Raw genomic sequence first — 24,186 nt, forward strand, 5'->3', positions numbered from 1 at the left:
ATAATTTACAGTAAAAATAAGCTTAGTAGATAAACGGTAATCATCGCCGTGATTCCCTGGATTAAGGTGGCCATTGTTTGGGCCCGATACGCTTGTTTGACACTCATGCGGCTAAATTGAGTCACCACCCAGAAGAAGCTATCGTTTGCATGTGAGACGGTCATCGCACCCGCACCAATTGCCATTACGGTTAACACTCGGCCCATTTCTGAGGCTAAACCAATATCGCCTAGTAATGGTGCCACTAATGCTGAGGTAGCGACTAATGCCACCGTAGATGAACCTTGTGCTGATTTGAGTGCCGCGGCCACGATAAACGGCATAAAAATACCCACACCTAAAGCGGACAAGCTGCTACCCAGAAATGCACCAATCTCAGTGGCTTTTAATACCGCGCCAAATGCACCGCCAGCACCGGTGATCAATAAAATTGGCGCTGATACCACTAAACCTTGGCTGATACGATCGCTAAACTCTTTGATTTTTTGGTTGCTTTTTAACAGCGATAACGACAGAAATAGGCCGATCATTAAGGCGTTAACAGGTTGGCCCAAGAACACTAATAAATCGAATAAGCCTTGTTCACCTAATGGTTTTGAAGGGAAGTTAGCCACCGAGCCTAAGCAGATTAAAATGATAGGTACAAAAATAGGCGCAAATGCTTTGGTAGGGCTAGGTAATTCGCCATAGGTTTTCTTTAGATCATCAAAATCTTCTTGCTGCAGATTCAGTTCTTCGGCGCCTTCGCCGTCTGGCTGCTCATTGGCAAAACGATTGGCCCACAACATACCGGCAAAAGCGGCAATGGCAGCAACAAACACACCGACAGCTATCACGAGTCCAAGTTGTGATTCAAGACCAAGATTACCCGCTGCAGCTATAGGACCTGGGGTTGGCGGCACAAAGGTATGAGTAGCGTATAACCCTGTTGCCAGCGCAACGCTCATGGCAACTTGAGACACTTTCATCCGGTTTGCCATTGACTGTTTTAATGAATTTAAAATCACAAAACCTGAATCACAAAAAACAGGGATCGACACTAAGTAGCCAATCATTGACATAGTTAACGTTGGGAATCGTTGGCCAAACAGTTTAATGACCACATCTGCCATAGTTATGGCTGCACCACTTTTTTCGAGAATGGTGCCAATAATCGTACCGAGCACAATGACTAAGCCGATGTAACCTAAAATACCACCGAAACCGCCAGTGATGGTTTTGGCAATTTCATTGCTGGGTAAACCATAGGCAAATGCGGTGAGAAATGAGGCTAAAATGAGGGTTAAAAAAGGGTGCAGTTTAAATTTAGAGGTGGCGATGACGATAAAGGCTATCACGCCGATTAAGATCAATATTAGTCCCATAGAGTACTCGTTATTTATTATTGTAGGGGGTGGTTTAGTATTCATCATAGTAAACCATTACCTATAAATTGCTTTGTGCGCTTGCACTAATAAATCTACGAGTTAATACTATTTTTGTGCTGACGCACAATTAAGTGCTAGGTTGGTGGATTAACTGACCTAAATATAAACTCAGTAATCCATTAAAACTGTGTAAATCAATATTGGTGATAGTTTGAATTTTATCTAATCGGTAACGCAGTGTGTTTCGATGGATAAACAAACTGTTAGCACAGGCTTGGATGTCTCCCATGTGTTCTAGATAAGCGGCAAGTGTTTTTTGCAATTGTTGGTTATTGTCAACTGCAATGAGTTTCATGTAAGGCCCAGCAAGCGCATTACCTCGCCAGTGGTGCCGTAACCCTGATAACAGTACTTGTAAGCTGTAGTCTTGGTATAAATATTTGGTTTTTGTTGGATGTAATCTTTTTCCAATATCTAACGTTTCTTTGGCGGTGCGATAGGAGTAACTAATGCCTAATTCACCACTGAAATAATGCCCCAATGAAATATGCAGGCTAAGTTGCATATTGGCGGGTAAGCGTTTGAGTAATTTGTTGATGCGTTGGTTTTCAAGCTCAGGGTCAAATTGCTTACCATCTAAAAAAGCCGGCTTTAAAATAACTAATTGAGTGAGTGATGTCATCGCAATTAAGTTATCGCGTACAGGATTTTGTAATAAATACAGTACTTGTTTTAATGCTTGATTGTCTTGTTGATATAATGGGTTTTTGTTATCAAGTTCGATAATGGCGGCCACTCGCGGTACGCTTAAATCGACACCTAATTGCAATGCCCATTGTTGTAAAGAAGGCAAGTCTTGCTCATTGGCATGAATGAGTTGCGAAATAAACTCCTCTTTTTGACGATTCTTCCACTCTAATTGCTCTTGCAAATTTGCTTGCTCGACAATCATCTCTGCTGTCATCTTAAGCAGTTCACCATAGTGGCTTAATGTGTCTGGCTCGCCAGTGATACCGATAACGCCAACCACTTGACCTTGGTAATGCAATGGCAAATTTAGCCCAGGTTTGACGCCATGTAAGTTTGAAGCGATGGCTTGGCTTATTTCAACATTGCGATTTTGGCTGATAGCTAATAGTGCCCCCTCATGTACAGTGCCAATCCGATCGATATCGCCTGAACCTAATATCACTGCTTGAGCATTCATAACATTGATATTATGACCAATAATTTTCATGGTTCGGTCGACAATTTTAGTGGCAATTAGTGTATCAATTTGAAACATGAATTTCTCTGGGCAATCAATATCGGTACTGAATGATACCTGATGTTCGCTAAGTATTGGGAGGAGGTTGGTGCTTAAATGCATTGGAAATTTAAAAAACAAGCAATGGTCTTTAACAAGCAATAGGGGAGGAAAGATGAGCAACATAAAATGGGGGGCACATCCATTTGCCCAAACTTCAATCACAAGCTATTCACCTTGTTAATATAATGTTAAATCTGGTGTAATTGCAAGTTTTTTATACAATAGGATGCTAGCGACCGTTTTTGTGTCTAAAGGTCATTAAATCAAATGATATAAAAACGCCAACCTAGATAAGGTTGGCGTCATTTTTAATGTGATCGACTTGGTTATATTACCGTGATATCACTTACAGACTATAACTCACGTTGAGCATGATCATGTGTGCAGTGTAGTCATGCTGTAAATTACCTAAACTCATGACATTCCAAATGGTATCTGGCTCAATATCATTGGCGTCATCATTATCAAGGTATTTTTCCATTTTGTAGTCTATACGCAAGGCCATTTTTTCGGTGGCTTGATATTGTGCGTACACATTAATGTTATGTACTTTTGCAAAATAGTCACCGTAATCGCCACTAATTCCCTGTCTTACTTGGGTAGTACTGTCTGAGTCTGAGTAGGTATAATCTAAGCCTAAGCGTAAACGACTGTCCATTAAATTGTTGTAGCTTAAGCCTGCACCAACAACATCGACAGTGTCTTCAATATCGGCTTGCCAAGTCGCTATACTTAAATTGGCGCTGCCAGATTGAGCAGATTTGATGATTTGATGGTTATAAAATGTATTAACATTCATATCGTCATTAATCATGTAGCTCAAATTAATATCGTAGTTTGTGTCTTTTGATTCAGTTAAACCTATTTGTGTATTTGTATAGTCATCATATGCATAGCGAACCCCAAAATCGACGTTCAAGTTATCAATAGGGCTATGATTAACACGCGCCTCTATTTGAGTGCGGTCACGGTCGGCCAAATAGTATCGACGTAGCAACGGATTTTGTTCTGCAGATGACGATTCTGATGCTTTATATTCTGAACCATCTCTCTTGCTCAAACTACCTTTAAGCCACATATCCCACATGTCAAAACTATTGACGCGTAAACGTGCCCAGACGTTATTATCGTCAGTGGTTTCTCTGCCTTGATTACTGCGTTCATCTCGTTTGAAATCATAACCCGCATCGAGTTTTAAACCATGGTTGATACGATAGTCAGTGGATAATTTAGCGCTATGGGTAGTGAGATCGTATGGCGTGTTATACCGCACTTTGCCGGTAACATCGTTAATGCTAATTTGAGTCCATTGTTCGATTTGGGTGTTGTTTTCTCTGTCGTTATAATCATAACTGCCAGTGAGACGCCATGCTCGGCTGAGCTTAGTCACCGCTTTAAGTGTCATGCCGGTGATATCAACTTTTGCATCAATAGAATCTGCCGGTAATGAATAGCCATAACCTATGCTAGTTAATTGCTGATCTTGGGTCATTTGGCCCATGAGTAAACGGCCACTTAAGCTGGTAATGGAATCGTTATATTGGCCCATTAACGAAATAGTATGGGCCTCGTTATCTGGGTCTAGCGCCATATAACCACGACTTTGTGCCCCAAACGTAGGGTTAAAGGCGCTGTCAAAACCAAGCTGCTGGTGGTTATTGCTAAACACTGAACCATTGTAGTTTATGCTGGTAAACCAGTGATCACCACGGAGTTTAATCCCAGCGTTTAAGATGTCGGTGGTGTAATCAACCGGCTCCGCTAACATCATTGACTGGTTGAAAAAACTGCCAGAGGCAACTTTGGTTCCGGTTTTCTCTTCACGCTGAAAATTAACGTAGGTTGTGAACAGTGATTCTGTTTGATATTCAAATCCTAGACCGGCACGTTCACGTTTAAGCGACAATTCAAATGGGGTTAAACTGCTATAAAGCATTGGCATGTCTGAGCTTGAACCTGCCGTTACCCAATTATCCGCTAAAGTAAGATTATCGCTGCCGATATTCTGGTAAGGACTTAAGGCATTATTGCTTTGATACGTAGCGATGGAGCGATAACCTAGATTGAGGCGATACAATCCAAGTTTACCGACATCTATTTCCATACGGCCATTGTCCATGCCCATGTTATTTGCGACGACTTTTGCTTGGTAGCCATTGTCACCGCGATACTTTATATCGGCATCAATTTTGCCAGCAGTTTGATTACTGCTATTAAAGGCGTTAGCTGAGTTAATATCGTCTTCGCTGTTGTAACCAATACCGACACCGACATTTCCAGTGGTACCAGTTTCGACAGCACAAGCCTTACAATTCCAAGCATCATATTTAATATTGTCGGTTTTAGCATTGGCTAGGCCATAACCATCAGCCATCAGGCTAAAGCTGGTACTAGTGAGTAACGCTAAGGTAATGAGGTTCAATTTGGTATTCATAATATAATCTCCTTAGCGCTGCAGTAACTTACCAGACGGATGGTTTGAACCATGCACCTGACTATGACAATTTAAGCAGCTGCGACCACCAGTAAAGGCATTACCATTTACTGTTGAACCCATATCAGTGTTACCTAGATAAGCGTTGCTGGTGTGATTGTCACTCGCATGACATTGCTGACACAGTTGTGGCGCACGAGTTTTGAGCATTGCATCGTTCACAGAACCGTGTGGATTATGGCAATTGACGCAATTTTCGGTTACGGGTGCATGCTCCCACAGCTTTGGGCCGCGTTTCTCAGCGTGACATGAATAACACGTTTCATTGACTGTTGGCTGAACAAGATCTGAATCGCTCAAACTGCCATGTGGATTATGACAGTCGCTACAGGTCATTTGATTCCATTTCATTGGATGACTGGTGCGCTTGTTCATGTCAGCTTTTTGTCTGGTGTGACAAGTGGTACATACTTCGACTTCTGTTTGTTTTGACAGTACTGGGTCATGTTCAGCATGTATGCTATGACAAGATGCACATGCCACATCGGCATTGGCGTGATGACTACTGTCCCATGCCACGCGTTTGTCGTCGAGATGACAGCTCATGCACACACTGTTTTGCTTGTCTGCAGCGAGTGTTGAAGTTGGGCCAAAGGTAATCATTGGCTCTTTACCACCACGATTATGTGAACCTAGTGGGCCGTGACACGCTTCGCACTGTAATCCAGCCATTGGACTTTTTGATGAATCAATTGCGCCATGAGCACCTTTGAATAAATCCATGACCTTTTCTGATTTTTTATGACACATCAAACAAGTGTCGGCACCCTTTGGTGAGTATTTTCCTTCGGCGAATTTTTTATCGAGTGTTGCTTCAACTTCTGCCGGTGTCATGCTGGCATCCCACTTTGCCGCCTGTACATGACTCGACATAAACAGCGTCGATGCAGTAAGGCAGAGCAGGGCTAAAAATAAGGTATTTATTGAATGTGTGGTCTTCATAAGTAGACTTCCTAATTTGTCCATTTTGATGATCAACAAGTTGATTACGTAAGCCATAGCATGAGAGAGAAGCAGGGCTTCTCTCTCAATGGACAAATTAAAGCTTCACTTGTGTGTGGTTTTCAATGGTGGGTGCATGGCAGAAGAAACAGGTTTCTAACTGCGCAGCATCATTGGCTTCTTGATAGCTACCATTAACAACCGCACCTTGACTTTGTGCATGCTGCGAAATCGTGTCAAAGCCATGACAAGATGCGCACGTTGCAGTGATAGGTGTTGTATAAAGGCCTTGCGACGTAGCAAGTGCACCTTTAACTTTGAATGCATCAAGATTAAAGTCGTTGTGACACTGAGTACAGTCTTTGATAATGCCTTGCTCACCATGAACACTGTGCAATTTCATTTCAATGGCACCTTGATTAGCACCAGAAGCATAAGTGCCATCTGGCGTATGACAAGCCACACAACCATCCAAACCTATGGTGACTTCGCCATTAAGTTCACGGGCTAACTGTTCTGACATCACAAAACCAGCATGGTGGCCTTTATGTAACTCAAAAGTATCTCCATGGCAATTATCACATGAACCAAAATTGACCGAGTCAGTGTGACGATAGCTAGGCGCATTACCAGAGAAAGTGCCTACTGTGAGCTCGGCTTTCATACTGGTAGTTGCTACGCCGTCGGCACAATCAATGGCTTGAATACCATCGTTACACATTTCAAGACCAATAAAACTAAAGGCGGTATCTGTGTCGCCTGCGCCAAATGGCAGTGATGCAATGTTATAGACTAAGTTACCTGATTCAATGACTACATCGGCTTGTAACAGACCCGCTTTGATAAAGTCTTTACTGATTTTGGCTAAACCGCTTCCTGGGCTAGGGTTATATCCCATAATTGGAAAGTTAGGTCCGACGTTAGTGATGGTTTCAATTCGTTGAATTTTGCTGACTAAGCTTGCAGCATCAATGGCCGTACCATTAGCATCTAAAATCGTTACCGATAGGGTAGCTGACTTGTCTTCGGTGCTTGATTTATTAGCCGTTAGTGTTGCTGTCATGCCGTATAAATCGATAAATGCTTTTTTCTGAGTATACGAAGTTGTGTGTAATTCTTCTGTCCAACTTGCATTATGACAAGCTATACAATTTGAATTATCCACTTGTTGCGGATGACCTTGACCCGTTTTAAAGTCAATATCGGTATGGCAACTTGAACAGGCTTCCATGGTTGGAATTCGAGACCAGTTGTTCGATTCGCTCAGTTGTTCAGAATCAACATGACAAGTGGTGCAATTATCTTGCACTATCGCATGCGCTGCTTCTGCACTCTTGTCCAAGTTGCGGCCATACATTTTGGCATTGTTATGAACATTATGAATTAAGTGACTGAACTCAACTTGAACCTTGTCTTTTTCAATGGCCATTTCGTTGGTATGGCAAGATGTACAGGTTTCTAAATCAGTGTAGCTATGATAAATACTTTCACCCTTTGCATGGCAGGTATTACAAGTAGCGCCACTGACGATGTTTTTAGTGTATTTAGCTTCAAATCCTTCGCCGTCAAAATCTTTGGTAATTTCAGTACGCGGCACTCCGGTAACGCCGTCTTGCAAGGTTGATGCACTTGCAATCACATTATAACGTTGGGTTAGCTCTGGGTTAAAGCCTTCAACATTGACGGTAAAACTGTAATTACCGTTACCATGGTCGGTAAAGGCTTTTTCGGAACCAATAAATTGCCATTGGGCTGAATTACCTGCACCACTTGCGCCAGCTGGAATGAGTTGGACGACTTTTTTAATTTCAAAGTCTTTAAGACCCGCTACAGGGAGATCTTTTTCATTGGTCGCAAATACTTCAATAGTCGGTTTGCTATCTTGATAAGTGACTTTAGTGATATCTAAGTTTAGCGTTTTAATTGCTTCAGCAGGCTCGCCACCAGGGTTTCCTGGATTACCAGCTTCACCATCATCGCCTCCGCCACAACCGACCAGTGTCATTGATGCTGACATAGCAAGTAACAATGCCATTTTTGTGTATTTTTTATTCATCATATTTTCCCTGCAAAGGTCATCCATCTAACTCACTGGCAGTATGTTCTGCAATTATCTTATTCAGTTAAGTTGATGTTGGAATTAATTTTCCCAACACTAAGATTACGTTACAAACAGCAACTCGTCTTTAAAACGAACGTAATTGTGTGATGATGATCAGCCTATTAATAAAGAGGTATGTAAAATGCGCAGTTTAACGGGGGAGGATTGTTCGGATAACAAAAAGACCTTAGTTATAAACTAAGGTCTTTGATGGATAAAACGCCAAGGTTGTTTCTTTTTACTGTTTAAAAACCATGTGTTTTAGTGACGCGGTCTACGGTATGACAGGTAGAACATATTTCTGATGCACGATTACGAGCATCGTCCTCACTGATCCCATCAACAATACCGCCATTAGATTCAATATGCGACACGGTGGCATCAGTACGATACTTTTGATGACAGCTTAAACATGCTCCAGTATCTGATGACATCCATACATCGGCTCCAGTATCGATATCGCCATAACGCCATACTCTGTCAGTGGCTCTACCAAGTTGGATCCCATCAGCGGTATGACAGGTTTTACAATCGGTTTTCAACACGGTTCCAGATTCAACACCGGCATATTTGAGGTAATGACCTTCAGCGCTGTGTGCTTTAAAGGCAAAGCTAGTCGATTTTTTGCCACCAGGGTAAGTATCGTCATTTTTAAGTGTCTTATCAGCGGTATGACAGGTTTGGCAATTGACACCATTGTCATAGTGATACACTTCTTGGTTATGGCAACCTTGACAGCTTTCTGTGTTGATAATGTTTCTACGTGTAGCAGTGGTTTGGCTAGTGTCTATTGCACTTGCAGCCATAACAAAATGGTATGGACTACTTTTAATTTCCACTTTCTGGACATCATCAGTACTACAAGCCGTTAGTTTAACTTCCGGTCTGCCGTAGCCACCATGATTAAAACAGGCTGTGACTGCTGACCATAGTTCAAATGTTTTACCCACATAATCTGTTGGTAAGGTGATCTTATCCCAAACTAAGGTCCAGCTATTATCTGCGTTGGCGGTACCTTCACTTAATTTAAGACGACGATTACTGTAACTGGCATCTTGATACGTTGGGTAGTTTTTGTCGCTGTCCCATGCCATAACGATACGGCTACCTTGGTCGATAAATTCTGCTGCAATAACATTAGCTGAAGCATCAGTAAATTTAATCGTAGTACTGAATTTCCCATCAGCAGTAACTATTACGTCGCTGAATACGGCGTTCATCGCTTGGGTTTCGTTATAGGCTTTCATCACATCGCCATGCGCTTCTTTTGCACTGCGACCATAGCCTTCTTCAACATGGCATGACGTACAATTTGTGCCGACACCAACATGTTGTTGAGACGCTAACTCTGTGTGACACGCAATACAAGCGGTATCACTTTTATTGGCATTAAACAGCGCGGCATCTTTGGGAGCGTTTGTGCCCTCGACGTGACATGCACTACAATCGGCAGCAGGTTTTTGCGGATACATCACGTTACCGTAATTATGTACTCCACCACCATAGCCAATCACTTTATAAGGTGCGGCTACATCGCCATCAACAGTGCTGGTTACGCGGTCTTGGCCTTTATGGATGGCATGGATCATGTAGGTGAAATCAACACTGTTACCGGTTTCAGGATCGCCAGATGTTGCGGTATGACATGATGCACAGTTTTCAAGATCGATTCGACGACCGCCGTGCAATGCTAAGCTTTCTGGTTGATGGCAGGTATAACAAGCATTAATCGAGACAACGTCGCGTGATGCAATATCTTCGGTTAAGCCAGTAGACGGTTGAAAATCGTAATGAGCATTAGCTGTAATTAACGGCTGTTTTAATTCCAATGTAATGCGCTGGGTGTCATCAGCTTGGTAAGTGATGCTTAACGGCTCTATGACTTGAGCAATATTGGTTTGAAATGTGTATGAGTATGAGCCATCTAAATTATCAACTAAGCAATCGGTACATTTTGAAGCAGCCTCAACGTCAGCCTGAAATTGTGCTGAAGGAGCAATATTTGTTTCATCAGCAGGGATCCAACTTGCATTAGGTTGCTTGGTTGTATTGATATAAGACTGCCATTGATAACCACGGTCGACTTCGACTTTAGCGCCATCGGCACCGACCATTTCAGTAACCGGGGTTAATTGAGCGATACCAAAACGAAGGTCATGATCTTTTGTTAGTCCCAATACCGCAACACCATTGGCATTTTTAAGAATAAAGTCAACACTGACTTTTCCATCGACTACGGTTGCATCGGTAAAGGTCGCTTTTAGGGTTGATGTCGCATCTATGTTTACACCAATAATACCATCTGGCCCATCTTCGCCATTAGTACCATCACTGCCTCCACAACCCGATAGCGCTAGAGCAATAAGCCCTGCACTCAATACCGCTTTTGCAGCGGGACTAACTGTTATTGTCTTCATCATGTATTCCCTGCATTTTTTGTTATCTCGCATTCACTACTGGTTATAAGTGTGCGGATTTTATTCAAATCTAATGTTAGCTAACCTTGGCCACTTACTCATTGAATTATGTCTAGAGTTGTGACTGAGATCTGACTATTCCTTTATGGGTAACGTTGTTTGATGAAGATTTGCCGGTATTACTGAAATAAATAGGATAGTTCCAAAGTGTTAATACCGTTATTAGCATATTCTTGAATACGCTAAGTGATGTGAACCTGCATCAGTGACTTGTGCTCGACGTCATAAACGATTATCTCACCACTGTTTTTCTATTTCATCTGGCTATGTATTTATGTTCAATAGATTAATGATTCACGTCTGAATTCGTATTATGGGCAACATAAATAGTGTGTTTGGCATACTTGGCTTGTGAATAGATCGATTTATGTCGGTTAACCCATCCCTTATCCCATCTAGTATTCCCTGTTAAGGTTAAGTATTGCGCAGTTAGGTAGAGGATTGAAAACTTATTAGGATAAAGGCTTGATCCAGCCAATGGGTTAGGGGATAATCGCCCCGTTCTGAGACATAAGCTTTGTATTATATGGTTCAGAAGTCAATGGTGACCCTAGGGTCCCCCCGCAACGATAACTTGTGAACTCGGCCAGGCCTGGAAGGGAGCAACCGCAGCAAGTGACTCGTGTGCCGGGGTGTGGCTCTAGGGGAACCTCCAATATTCCCCGTATGATTTTCACCGCATTAATTCCAACAAAGTATTGCAACCAAAATATTTTAACCAAAAAATTCCAATCAAAAAACAGCCGTATTGTATGAATAAATTATTCATGGAATTACCATAACCAGTGCTTACTAGAATATATTCATTCAATATCCGGCAAAATATCAGTTAATGGCAAGCATCAGCTAATGCCGGTGAAATTACTGTTGTTGTTCTGCTGCGATTTCAGCTTCTTCTTTTAAGCGTTTTTGCAAATTTGCTTTGAGGAATTGTCTCGAACGTTCTAGTGCTTCGCTTATCTCTGTTTTCATCTGTTTTAATTCTTGATAATTTTCGAAGAAATACGTATCAACTAAATGGCGAATGTACCTGACGGGTAACTGATTCAGCGTGACGCAGCATAAATCCGCTAAGTATTCTTCTGGCAACTCTTCCATTAGACCTTCATCTCGCAGCATTTCCATTAATAGAACTTCATAATAGTTTCGGATCTCTAATTGCATTATTACGCTCCATTGAGACAGTTTGTTTTATCGACATATGCTTCAATGTCGAGATGTTTGTTTAATTTAGTGACGCAGTGTTATTGGTTTTGCATTGCCTGACACTGTGGTGACCAGATTTCATTGGCAGCAATTAACAATTGGCTATGTCGAATGGTTAATTCTGCTTCATTACGACTATAGCCTCCCCCTATTACTGCTGCAAGTGGGATGCTATGCATTTGTGCTATCGATATTACCTGTTTATCTCTAGCGAGAATACCTTGATTCGAAATGGCGAAATATCCAAGGTCATCATGTTGATGAATATCGACCCCAGCATCATAGATGATCAGATCTGGCTGATGGATGCGTATCAAGTAAGGTAATATTTGTTGTATGTGTTCAAGATATTGTTTATCGGTACACCCTTTTTCCAGAGCGATATCGTGATCAGATTGTTGCTTTCTGGACGGGAAATTCTGTGCACAGTGGATCGAGCAACTAATAATATCTGGGCTGCCTTGAGTGAGTGTCGCGGTTCCATCACCTTGATGAACATCACAATCAAAAATGAGTACCTTATCCGCTTTACCTGAGTCAATGGCTGATCTCGCCGCGATAACTAAATCATTGAAAATGCAAAAACCACTGCCAAAATCATAGTGCGCATGATGATAACCACCGGTTAAGTGAACTGCAATTCCATGTTTAAGCGCTAATTCAGCACATAAACGGGTACCATTTACGGCGTGTAAGGTGCGGGTGACTAGCGCTGTGCTCCATGGGAAACCAATACGTCTTTGGGCTTTATGGTCTAAGGTGCCATTGATAAATTGCTCGACATACTGCGGGCAATGCACTGTATAGAGCGAATCTTTCGATATTGGCGTAGGCGAATGGCGATATTGCTCAAACAACAATTGTTGTTTGAGCGCGTGCTGGTATAAGTTGTGATATTTAGTGGTTGGAAAACGATGGGTGCTAGGTAACGCCAGCAGTGAATAGCTGGCGTGGTAAACAAAAGGGATCGACACGGACATTAAAGTTGCTTGATTGCCCAACCCATAAATTCTTTACGCGTTTTGTCATCGGCTTGTAACCACCAATATTGCAGCATTTGTTCTGCTTGTGCTGGAGTCGGTTTTTGCGCCGTTGTTGCTGGCACCGTTACTGGTACAGTTGCAATAACTGGTGCACTCATCGTAGCAGATTCAATATCTGATTTGACTGCTAATGCTTGTATTGGTTGACTGCCGTTACCTGTAGCTGAAGCCGATAAGGTTTCAATATCATGTTGGTTTTTATTGTTAAACAGGCTAGTAATAAATGACTCTTCAGTAAAATTAGTTTGTTCTACACTGTAAGTTACCGCTGCATTATCTTGGCGTTTAATGTTGATTTGTGGTTTTTTAGCAAATGCTTTTGGATTCTTGATAACGTCACCGTCAGCGGGTTGTAATAGATATTGATGATCGCCATCAACCGTTAACGTCACAATTAAAGGTGTCGATTTTACAAAAGATTGACTGTCACTAAAGGAATCATCAACCACATCATGATAACGGACTGCAATTTTATGGGTGCCATTGGTTAACGCTAAATCCGATTGATGATTGAACATACTGGTTTCAACTTCTGCACCATCAAGCGCTAGGTACTCAAAAGACATTGGAATGGTTAAATTCGCTGCTAAGACGGATGATGATGTTAAAAATGCCAAAAGCGCACTTGTGGTAAATAAAGATTTCATTGTTGCTCCTTAACGTGGGTAACTTTGGCGAGGTCTTTCAAAAAGTTGAATACGCTCTTCAATATAACTGGTTGCTTGTTTGCACTTTCCTAAACGGCGATGCATAGACAGAATATCATTTTGCAGTTTTATTTTGTCATCACTATGACAGAATTCAAGAGTTGCTTCCATTTGTTGTATTTTTTGCTCTATTTTTTTTGCCCAATTTAAATGTTTATTGAGTTCAGCGTAGAGTTGATGGCTATTTTGCATCACATTACTGGCTATCCAACCAAATCCGCTGTCTTGTATTGCTTGTTGTTGTTTTTTTGCATATCGGGCTCGATTACTGGCTTTGCGCTGTTGTTCGGATTTAAGGTTGATGTGAGTGGTTAGCAATGCTCTGCGTAATGCACTAAATCGGTCTTGAATACGATCGCAACTGAGTTGGATAACATTACTGCCCAACTTAAGGTAAAGTTGTTTTTCGAGTTGTTTAATATCTTGACGTAACTGAGTGATACAAGGGCTTAGTTGGGCTCCTTGTTGGGCAAATAGCTGACTGTTAAATCGTTCAATTTCTTGTAAAGACTGTCGTTGCGAAGGCGCCAAATTCTGGTCGTGTATTAATGCGTCTTGCTCAAGTTTAGCGAGCTGTTGTTTTAACATTGATAGCAATTGTTGGGTGTTCATACCCATGCACTCCACGTAAGATGGACTGCAATCGACAATACCATAATAATGAATATTGGTTTAATAAAAGGTATCCCAAATCGAATCGCACTTCTGGCGCCGATAAATGAACCTGCCATCATGCATACCCCCATCCACAAGCCGAGCATCCATTGTACTTGCCCCATGGATGCAAAGATAATGAGTGCTGTGATGTTACTCACCGCGGTCATGACTCTCGCTAATCCACAGCTGTGCAACAGAGGGAGTTTATACAGCGAGATAGACGATACCGTCCAAAAAGCACCAATACCTGGTCCTGCAAAACCATCGTATCCACCTAAAACAAATCCTTGGCTAATTTGTTTGTATTTTGGTGAACGATATTTTGGGGCCATTATATTTTTGTCACCCATCGCTTTGGGGCTAAATAAGGTATAAACAGCGATACTAATTATGAGTAGTGGTAATATTTTGTCTAACCATTGTGGGTCTATCAGAAATACTAAACCACAACCTGCAATCGACCCAACCAACGTGGCAAAAAAACACGTTTTCCATAATGCAGGGTTAAATAAATGCTGTTTATAAAAGGTGTAACTCGAAGTAAGAGAACCAAAACAAGCGGCTAATTTATTGGTTCCTAATGCTAAATGTGGCGGAATACCAACGGTGAGTAATGCTGGAATAGACAGAAGCCCACCACCGCCAACTATGGCATCAATAAAACCCGCAAATATACCTATGACCGCTAATATAGCCCAATGGCTAGGGTCTAATAATAAATCCAACTCAATACCTATTCAATAACACGTCTAAAAGGAGGAAGGGCATCAATTAATGATTTGCCATAACGTTTAGTGACCAAACGACGGTCTAAAATGGTCACTCGGCCATAATCTTGCTCTTTTCGTAACAGTCGGCCACAACTTTGGACTAATTTACGTGAAGCATCAGGAATTGTCAGCTGTAAAAATGGATTACCGCCTTTTACTTTTAAGTATTCCGCGTGAGCTTGTTCTACTGGTGAGGTCGGGACCGCAAACGGAAGTTTGGTAATGATTAAGTTTGTTAAGTAATCGCCCGGTAAATCGAGGCCTTCAGAAAAGCTGCCAGTACCGAAAATGACACTGGGTAGACCTTCATCACAGCGTTTTTTGTGCTGTTCTAATATTTGTTGACGTGGAATAGCGCCTTGAACAAAAAGCTGGTCTTTGGGGATTTTACCTTCGACGAGCTCAACCACTTTATCCATTTGCCAATAGGATGCAAACAGCACTAATGTGGCCATTTCGCCATCGATAAGTGTCACAATATGTTGTGCAAGTTCGGTGGTGTAATTTTCGTCCGTAGGTTCGCAAACCATTTGAGGTATAAATAAAGTCGCATTATTTTCGTAATCGAAAGGGGATAATAATGCTAAAAATCGGCTGCCATCATTCATTGACAGGCCTACTTGATGAGCAAAATGGTTGAAGCTGTTTAAGGCTCGAAGCGTTGCACTGCACAACACCACGCCAGCGGCTTTTTGCCACAACATAGATTCAAGCATAAAGCCAACTTCTATAGGCGATGAGCAAAATAAATAATCTTGTTGTTTACCGGTAATTAATTCAGCCCAACGCGCCATTGGTGCGCCTTTTTTACTGTCTTCTTTGGCCATCATCTTCCATAACTTATGTAAGTTATCTAGCCGCTGTAAAATAAAACCTGTTTCTGATAACAACCCTTCCGACTGATGTTTAGGCACTTCACCATCTTTTATTGCTTCATTTAACACTGATACCACTTTATTAAATTGCTTTACCGCGGAACCTGATGCAGTGGCCAGATTTTCTGCCTGTATTAATAACGATTGTGGTAATTGGCCATGTTCAAAACGAAGCCTGGATTCAGGGTTAGCGAATAACTGTGGTTGGGTATCACAAAAGTGAGCAACCTGGGTCAGTAAATTGGTTAACTCTGTGGTGTGGTCAAGCATGGCCTGTACAGGGGCAATAATATGAGTGGTTTTGAGTTGATTTTGTAACTTAGAACAGGTTTTCGATGCTTTTTCTAACCAATCACATGCTCCTCGAAGTGTGGCTTGAGCACTGGAGAAATCTCTGGCAACTATCGGTAAGTGATGAGCTTCGTCGATAACATAAAACATGTCTTCTGGTTCTGGTAAAATGACGCCGCCGCCAAGTTCTAAATCGGCAAATAACAGACTGTGGTTAACAATGAGTACATCCCAAGTGTCCACATCTTCACGAGCTTTATGAAACGGGCAATTATGGTGTGCCGATACTTGACGATGACAGCTGTGTTTATCACAGCAAATTTGTTGCCACAAGAAATCAGGAATAGGGTGTTTTAAAGTATCAATTTCACCATTCCAGCGTTTTTGATGAAAATCTTGATGCAATTTTTGTAATTCGTTAATTTGACTTTGGTCGGGTTTAGTTTGCCATATGGCTATTTGTGAGCTGTCTTGTGCCCCTATCATGGCTTCAAGTTTGGCTAAACATACGTAACGCTGACGACCTTTTACCAAACCAAATTTAAAATCAATACCAGACTGTTGTAAAAAATGAGGTAGATCTTTGTGGAGTAATTGTTCTTGAAGTGCCACGGTTGCGGTGGCAATACAGACTTTCTTTTTACTCGAGATGGCTAAAGGGATTGCCCCTAAGATATAAGACAAAGATTTACCAATGCCGGTACCCGCTTCAACCACAATGATACGACGGTCTTTGTCATACTCGCCTGCTAAGGTTTTTGATATTTCCGCTACCATATAGTTTTGTTCGCGACGAGAACGAAATTGCGGCATAGATGCGGCAATTTCTTTATAAATGGTGCGAATTTGACTTTTTATGTTATCCGGTAGCATAGGAAGTATGATTTCTACATAGACTGAATTATGCTGTACATAATAACAGTGAATTAGCATGCCACGAAGTAATAAATCAAATTGAGTAAACTTGTGCCGGAATTCAAACCCGTTGTGACGCCGACAGATAATCTAACGACCAATAATCATGTGAAGGGACGAGTATTAACTCGTCATGCTATTTATCGGCATGGACAATTAGTGCTTCAATATTATATTAAAACCGCTCAAGGACCTGTATTAGCAGAGCTGTATCACAGTGAAGTGATCTGTTTCTGCCGTCAGCAAGATGTTAATCAATTAAGTCAAAAAGTCGGCTTTGCCCTTAAGGCTGAGTCGATATCATTGATGAGCTTTGCACATGAACCTATCAGTGCCTTGTATCTTAAATCAAATACCCAATTGAAATTACTCAGTCGCATAGCTAATGATAGCGGTATTACTTTATTTGAAGCCGATATTAGGTCTGAGCAACGCTACCTTATAGAACGATTTATTGCCTTAGATATTGAGTGTTCAGGACATTATCAACCGAGTAATTCAACTTCAACGATTCCTTTGTTATCGATTAATCGGGCTAGAAAAATGCCCGCCAACGAACTTGTTGATATCTCTTTGAAGATGGTTTCACTGGATTTTGAGTGCAGTTTTACGGGTGAACTTTATTCGGTTGGTTTATATGGTGCCAATTATCAATGTGTGTATATGGTGGGCGAACCGCAAGCAGAATGTCATGACTTCATTGTTTGGGTAAAAAATGAGATTGAACTGATACATCATTTAATAGCGTGGTTTAGCGACTATGACCCCGATATTATTATTGGCTGGGCAGTAGTGACCTTTGATTTAGCCTTGTTGTTCAAACGCTGTGTTTTACATCAAATTCCATTATTAATTGGTAGAGGTAATAGCGAACTGAGCTGGAAAGTGGCTGACAAATATCGGCCGGAAACATTATCTTTACCTGGGCGTGTGGTTTTGGATGGTATTGATTGGCTTAAAGCGGCGTTTTATCAGTTTGATAGTTTTTCGTTAGAATCGGTATCGAGGCAGTTATTAGCCGAAGGTAAAGCCATTGATCATGTTGAAAATCGTGGCCAAGAAATTACTCATTTATTTGAACAAGATAAAAATGCATTGGCTTTTTATAATATTACCGACTGCCGACTAGTGTGGGATATTTTTGAAAAAACACAGTTGTTAGATTTTGCTCTTGAACGCGCCAAGTTAACGGGCTTGGAGTTCGGCCGCGTGGGTGCATCGATTGCGGCATTTTATCATTTGTATTTACCTCACTTACATCGAAGTGGCTTTGTCGCCCCCGCACAACCCGCGAGCCAAGGTTTAGAAAGCCCAGGCGGATATGTTATGTCCTCTATACCGGGTTATTATAAAGATGTTTTAGTATTAGATTTTAAAAGTCTATATCCGTCGATTATTAGGACATTTCTTATCGATCCTAAAGGCTTAGTTGAAGGACTCTACGCGAGTGAAGTAAAAGGTGATGCAACGACAGTGGCTGGATATTTAGGTGCTCAATTTAGTCGGCAATCGCCTATTCTACCTGCATTAGTTGCCAGCCTTGCAGAGCAAAGAGAACTGGCCAAACGAGATAAAAATGCGCCGTTATCGCAAGCGATAAAAATTATTATGAACTCATTGTATGGCGTATTAGGCTCTCGAGGTTGTGTATTTCATGATGCTAAGTTAGCCAGTTCGATTACCATGCGCGGTCATCAAATTATGAAACTCACTAAGCAATGGATAGAAGAGTGCGGTTATCAAGTGATTTATGGTGACACCGATTCTACCTTTGTCTGGTTAGGAGATAATCATGGGATTAAAGATATTCAAGCGGTTGGTAAACACCTATCAGTATCAATAACCGAACGTTGGCTTGCATGGTGCGCAGAAGAATATCAATTAGACAGTTATCTTGAGCTGGAGTTTGAAACCCACTTTGAACAATTTATTATGCCTACCTTAAGGGGTTCGGATGAAGGCAGTAAAAAGCGTTATGTCGGCGCGGTGTCAAATGATCAGCAACAATTAACTCTAACCTTTAAAGGTATGGAGCAGGTGAGGAGTGACTGGAGCCCTATTGCAAGAAGGATGCAGTACCATTTATATGAATTGTTTTTCAAGGGCGAGGATGTTATTGATTATTTGAGTAACGAGCTGGCGGCAATTAAGTGCGGTGCTCGAGACAATGAACTTATTTTTAAAAAGCGATTAAGACGCAATGTTGAAGATTATACCGCAAAGTCGTCACCCCATGTTAAAGCCGCAAAACAGCTTGCCGAACTACTCGGTGACGTAAGTGTTACCCGAAAAGGACAACAGATTCGATATATAATGACACTCACTGGTGCACAAGCCATAGAAGCAAAACCACAAAATATTGATTATGAATACTATATTTGTAAACAAATTCAACCTATCGCGGAGCCCATTCTACAACTGTGTGGCCATAGCTTTGACTCACTGGTGAATAATCAACTTCTATTGCTATAAGTTAACTTACCAACACCCCAATCTTATGTTTTCAATGTTAATTAACATTGCTTGTTTTTCTTCGTGTCCTTACGTTCTTAATTCAGTAAAGGCAATCAAGCATTATTTGATGACGCACAAACCTCGCAAACCCAATCTACGAAGATTTATCTAGACGATTAATGTTAAGCAATTACTTACATAGCCTTATTTATTAACACTTAACATTTTTATGTTTACCAGAAGTAGTAAAAATGTACCCTAATCAGATTAATAGTTATTTAAAACAATAGGTTAATTTTTTTGCTTTGGACTTGGTATGTTATTTCGACAATAACTAAACAACTTTAACTTATTGTTTATAAAGTTAAAAAATTTTTCCTGTTCATATTTCTTAACAGTTAAAGTTGTTACATTTGATTAACTTTTGCGCTTACGACACTTCAAATGTTGATTAGTTGTTTCAAATGTGATTTTATTGCACCTGTAGTTGAGAGGTTGTGATTGTTTTTTGTTGCATCCCCTCATTGAACTAACACCTAAAAAGGTTGTTAGCATTATAAGAAAGACATAAAAAAGTCCAGGGAGATAGACAATGCATAAGAACGTATTAGCTAAGTCGGTGCGTTTAGCACTGATCAGTGGTGCAGCAGCAGCTGCATTTGCTTCGCCAGCAGTTTTTGCTGCTGATGAAGATGGCGCAAAAGTAGAACGTATTGAGGTTACTGGTTCGCGTATTAAGCGTTCTGACCTTGAAGGCGCTTCACCTGTTACGACTATTACTACTGAAGACATGAAGATGGAAGGTAACTTTACAGTTGCTGACGCACTTCGTAACAGTAACTTGAACTCTTTTGGTTCATTCTCTGAGCGTTCAGGTAGTTCTGCACAATCTCAAGCGACTATCAATTTACGTGGTGCAGGCTCAAGCCGAACTTTAGTACTTATTGATGGTAAGCGTTTCCCAGGTTCACCAACACTAGGTGGTGCATCTGCTAACTTGAACGCTATTCCTATGGCTGCAGTAGAACGTATCGACATTCTTACTGACGGCGCATCTTCTACTTATGGTTCTGATGCAATTGCTGGTGTTGTTAACATCATCATGAAGAAGAACTATCAAGGTATTCAATTTAACGTTGGTGGTGGTTCTCGCGACCGTGATGGCGGTTTAACAAGTAAAGAATTCTCGGTTGTCGCTGGTTATCAAATGGACAAAGGTAACATCACCTTCGCATTTGACCACCAAGACCGCAAAGGTATTTCTGATGCAGATAGAGATTATACTGCAGCTAGTTTAAATGACCAAAATGGTGATGGCGAGATCCAGTTCGAAGAGGCTATTGGTTGGAGTCAATATGGCGCAACAATTCGTAGCCCAGACAAAACAACAAAAATGGCATCATTGTTGTGTGATGATTTAGAAGCTGAATATGGATCAGATGTTTTTCAAACAATCAAAGCTGATAACGTATCTGGTGCAGGGCATACATATTGTGGTTATGCATATGCTAACGTTTCATACAACAAAGCTTCAGTAGATCGAAATACTGTCTATGTTGACGCTAACTATGAAATTGCTGAAGATTTAGTATGGTTTGGCCGTACAATGATTACACAAAACAATTCATTCGGTCGTTATGCACCTCCTGCTGCTGCTTGGTCAAATATGAGCGCGGACAACCCACATAATCCATATGGTGAAGATGGCGCGACAGGCTTTATGCGTTGGGTTGGTATTGGTACCCGTGACGGCAACGTTGATGACTACAACCAAGATTACTTAACTGGTTTACGCGGTAATATTAGCGCGCTGAACGATGCTGAGTGGGAAGTTTACTACCATCACAATATCGCCGATAACAAGTCTATCGGTGAGTACTACCTAAGCTATTCTGGTCTTGCTTATAACCAAGCAAATGGTATTGATTTAGGCTCTGAAGCCGGTATCAATAACATGAAAGCCACAACCTTAACTCAAGGTCGTGCAACATTTGATCAATATAGTGCAGGTATTGGTTTTGATGCATTCGAATTACCAGGTGGTGCAGTTGCGCATTACGTAGGTATGGAATATTTCGACCAACAGTTTAGCGAAGTGTATGACGCACAATCAGAAGCTGGTTTAGTTGGTGGTAGTGCCGGTAACTCTGCAGCTGGTGATCGTCAAGTATGGGCAATGTTCTATGAAGCGGTTTTACCGTTAACAGATGACATTGAATTAAACCTTGCGGCTCGTTACGATGATTACAGTGATTTTGGTGACAACGTAGCGCCAAAAGCTTCTATTCGCTGGCAAGCACTTGAGAACGTAGTAGTACGTGCATCATACTCAGAAGCATTCCGCGCACCTTCTTTAGACCAGTTATACGCAGCAACAACATTTAGTGCCGACGATGGTACTGACTATGCTTACTGTGCATCAAATGGAATTGATGAAGTTAGCTGTTTAGAAACTCAATATGATACATATATCACTGCTAACAAAGATTTAGGTCCAGAAACTTCCGAGTATCTTAACTTTGGTGTTGCATGGGATATTACTGATGATTTCGGTGTTAAAGTTGATTACTTTAACTTAAACATTGACAATGTAATTTCTCGTAGGACTATTAGCAACGTAATGGAAGGTATTGCTTCTGGCAGCTTAGCCACTTCGAATACTTTCTATGTCAAGCGTGCTCCTGGTACTGGTGGTTCTTTAGGTCAAGCGTACGAAGTAGGTACCGGCTATGGTAACGGTGATAAACTTGAAATTACTGGTATTGACGTTGCTTTAAACGCTAAGTTTGAAACTTCAATTGGTGATTTTGGTATAAACTGGAATAACAGTTTCGTATTGGATTATATTGAAGAAGTTGAAGGTGGTGGAAATGGTGTTGATACTTCAGGTTGGAATGGTCAACCTGAATTGAAATCAGTCCTAACAACAACTTATCGTGTTTCAGACCACTCACTTTCTTGGAACATGAACTACACTGACTCTACATATGAAGACAAAGAAACTGGTAATTTAGATTCTTGGTTAATTCATAACTTAAGTTATGTTTATGATGCAGGTGATTTCGGTTCAATATTACTAGGCATTAACAATTTGACAGATGAAGACCCAGTGTTAACATCTTCTGGTGACTATACGAATCCAGAGTTGTATAACAACTACGGTCGTGAATATCGTGCAAGTTATACACTTAAGTTCTAAATTCTGATTAGTTATTAATTAGATATAAGAAAGGCTCCCTCGGGAGCCTTTTTACTTGGTATATTATGTAGCAATATGTTGTGGTTAAGAGGGGAGTGTAAATGAATAGTCACTGGAGTGAATATTGGCAGCAAGGACACACAACTTCATTCGGTGAGGCATTATCAGGTAATTACGAAGGTGTATTAAAAAGTGTATGGGAGCCGGTATTTAGCGCTCTTACAGAAGGCTTTTTGGTAGTTGATGTTGGCACGGGTAATGGTTCGTTACCGCTGTTATTACGAGATGGGTTATCAAAAGGTGAGCTAACGGGTAAGGTTATTGGTGTTGATTTAGCAGAGGTTACTTTAGCCAACTCAGTAAGTAACAACAATCAAAATATAGACATAGCCTTAATGTCTAATACTCGCTGCGAACAACTTCCTTTTGAACCCAACTCCGTTGACCTTTATATATCTCAATTTGGTTTTGAGTATTCAAATGTCGAGCAGTCACTTGAAGAAGCGGCTAGAGTATTAAAGGACGATGGACAATTTGTTATTGTTTGTCATCATAATCGTTCAATGATCCTTAACCGTAATAGAAGGATTTTGACGTTAATTGATAAAGCAGAAGTCAATTTATTAATTAATTGTTTAGCTAAAATGGCAAATGCCATGGGCAATATCAGCAATCAAGAAGATGTTGAGCGAATTAAGAAAGACCTTCAATGTGAGCAAATTAGAGCAGAAATCAATCACTTGATTAAATTATTAGTCATGTTTGATGAGTCGGCCGCTCAGGATTGTGATTTAATGCGTTTCGTGGCTCAGTTTTTCAAAGCTGGATTATTTTGGCCTGTTGCAAAAAAGTTAGAATTTATTGAATTTATTACAATACAAATGGATACGTTAAGACTACGGTTAGCTGAGTTAGTGAACGCTTCATTTGATGAAACTAAATTGGCAACATTTATAGCTAAATTTCACCAAAATAATATGATATTAAATGAACTCAAAGTATTAAATAATGAACAAAATGAAGTCTTAGGCTGGTATTTACATGGTTCAAAATTTATTTAGTAATGAGGAAAAGGCTAAATACATTGTATTATTGAATTGACAGCGTTTTATAACTAATTGAATAAAAACAAGTAATATTTTTCTCTTAGCATTAAATTACGACACATTTATGTTGAAGACGTTTATTTATTAACCTTTCGACAACATTAACGCCTCTAACAGCTCTTTCCACAAGTTTTTAAACTTTGCAAATGTTGACATAGGTCAACATTTTGTGAAATGATGCCAACGGGTCTACGCTTTAATAGGTGTAGAAAAGGGAAGAAAAACTAACAATCACAAGAAAAAGACGTGCTTAGTTGAAGTAACATTGATTAA

The 24,186-nt window shown here is 40.8% G+C and carries 15 protein-coding genes and 1 other RNA gene; 4 read left to right on the forward strand and 12 right to left on the reverse strand.

Annotated elements, in window-relative coordinates; all coding sequences use genetic code 11:
- Window positions 1–5: 5 nt before the first annotated feature.
- From H5125_RS05270 to H5125_RS05295, 6 genes are all read right to left on the reverse strand, one after another.
- Window positions 6–1,364, reverse strand: a complete 1,359-nt coding sequence (locus tag H5125_RS05270) for a GntP family permease (RefSeq protein ID WP_182743722.1) — start codon at window positions 1,362–1,364, stop codon at window positions 6–8.
- 130 nt (window positions 1,365–1,494) lie between these two features.
- On the reverse strand, window positions 1,495–2,652 hold the full coding sequence (locus H5125_RS05275; protein ID WP_182743723.1) for a sugar diacid recognition domain-containing protein: 1,158 nt from the start codon (window positions 2,650–2,652) through the stop codon (window positions 1,495–1,497).
- A 370-nt stretch (window positions 2,653–3,022) separates the two neighbouring features.
- Window positions 3,023–5,110, reverse strand: a complete 2,088-nt coding sequence (locus H5125_RS05280; RefSeq protein WP_182743724.1) for an MtrB/PioB family decaheme-associated outer membrane protein — start codon at window positions 5,108–5,110, stop codon at window positions 3,023–3,025.
- 12 nt (window positions 5,111–5,122) lie between these two features.
- Window positions 5,123–6,112, reverse strand: coding sequence for a DmsE family decaheme c-type cytochrome (locus H5125_RS05285; protein ID WP_011638088.1), 990 nt, complete (start codon window positions 6,110–6,112; stop codon window positions 5,123–5,125).
- Between the two features lie 97 nt (window positions 6,113–6,209).
- Window positions 6,210–8,171 carry an OmcA/MtrC family decaheme c-type cytochrome gene (locus H5125_RS05290; RefSeq protein WP_182743725.1) on the reverse strand — a complete coding sequence of 654 codons (1,962 nt, stop codon included), beginning with the start codon at window positions 8,169–8,171 and terminating at the stop codon, window positions 6,210–6,212.
- Window positions 8,172–8,458: 287 nt separating this feature from the next.
- The gene (locus H5125_RS05295; protein WP_162022708.1) at window positions 8,459–10,633 is read right to left on the reverse strand and encodes an OmcA/MtrC family decaheme c-type cytochrome; all 2,175 of its coding nucleotides are present in this window, start codon (window positions 10,631–10,633) and stop codon (window positions 8,459–8,461) included.
- 607 nt (window positions 10,634–11,240) lie between these two features.
- Here H5125_RS05295 and ffs point away from each other — a divergent pair.
- Window positions 11,241–11,337: signal recognition particle sRNA small type (ffs, locus tag H5125_RS05300), an RNA gene on the forward strand.
- Between the two features lie 214 nt (window positions 11,338–11,551).
- Here ffs and H5125_RS05305 read toward each other — a convergent pair.
- The 6 genes from H5125_RS05305 to dinG form a co-directional block, all read right to left on the reverse strand.
- Complete coding sequence (locus H5125_RS05305; protein WP_101087795.1) at window positions 11,552–11,854, reverse strand: late competence development ComFB family protein; 303 nt, start codon at window positions 11,852–11,854, stop codon at window positions 11,552–11,554.
- Window positions 11,855–11,934: 80 nt separating this feature from the next.
- Window positions 11,935–12,876 (reverse strand): histone deacetylase, encoded by a 942-nt coding sequence (locus tag H5125_RS05310; protein ID WP_182743726.1) that lies wholly within the window; start codon window positions 12,874–12,876, stop codon window positions 11,935–11,937.
- Window positions 12,876–13,586, reverse strand: coding sequence for a DUF2057 domain-containing protein (locus H5125_RS05315; RefSeq protein WP_101087798.1), 711 nt, complete (start codon window positions 13,584–13,586; stop codon window positions 12,876–12,878). Before H5125_RS05315 ends, H5125_RS05310 begins: the two co-directional genes overlap by 1 nt.
- Before the next feature lie 9 nt (window positions 13,587–13,595).
- Entirely contained in the window at window positions 13,596–14,258 is a 663-nt protein-coding gene (locus H5125_RS05320) for a primosomal replication protein (protein WP_101087800.1), read from the reverse strand.
- Window positions 14,255–15,028 (reverse strand): TSUP family transporter, encoded by a 774-nt coding sequence (locus H5125_RS05325; protein WP_162022710.1) that lies wholly within the window; start codon window positions 15,026–15,028, stop codon window positions 14,255–14,257. The genes H5125_RS05320 and H5125_RS05325 overlap by 4 nt, the downstream gene beginning before the upstream one ends.
- An 8-nt stretch (window positions 15,029–15,036) precedes the next feature.
- On the reverse strand, window positions 15,037–17,112 hold the full coding sequence (gene dinG / locus H5125_RS05330; RefSeq protein ID WP_101087805.1) for an ATP-dependent DNA helicase DinG: 2,076 nt from the start codon (window positions 17,110–17,112) through the stop codon (window positions 15,037–15,039).
- Window positions 17,113–17,226: 114 nt separating this feature from the next.
- On the opposite strand from dinG, the gene H5125_RS05335 reads away from it, so the two are divergent.
- From H5125_RS05335 to H5125_RS05345, 3 genes are all read left to right on the forward strand, one after another.
- On the forward strand, window positions 17,227–19,626 hold the full coding sequence (locus H5125_RS05335) for a DNA polymerase II (protein ID WP_182743747.1): 2,400 nt from the start codon (window positions 17,227–17,229) through the stop codon (window positions 19,624–19,626).
- Window positions 19,627–20,200: 574 nt separating this feature from the next.
- Window positions 20,201–22,807 (forward strand): TonB-dependent receptor, encoded by a 2,607-nt coding sequence (locus H5125_RS05340; RefSeq protein ID WP_162022712.1) that lies wholly within the window; start codon window positions 20,201–20,203, stop codon window positions 22,805–22,807.
- A gap of 101 nt (window positions 22,808–22,908) precedes the next feature.
- The gene (locus H5125_RS05345; RefSeq protein WP_182743727.1) at window positions 22,909–23,868 is read left to right on the forward strand and encodes a class I SAM-dependent methyltransferase; all 960 of its coding nucleotides are present in this window, start codon (window positions 22,909–22,911) and stop codon (window positions 23,866–23,868) included.
- Window positions 23,869–24,186: the final 318 nt, after the last annotated feature.

The organism is Shewanella sp. SR44-4, from assembly GCF_014163715.1.
GTDB lineage: Bacteria > Pseudomonadota > Gammaproteobacteria > Enterobacterales > Shewanellaceae > Shewanella.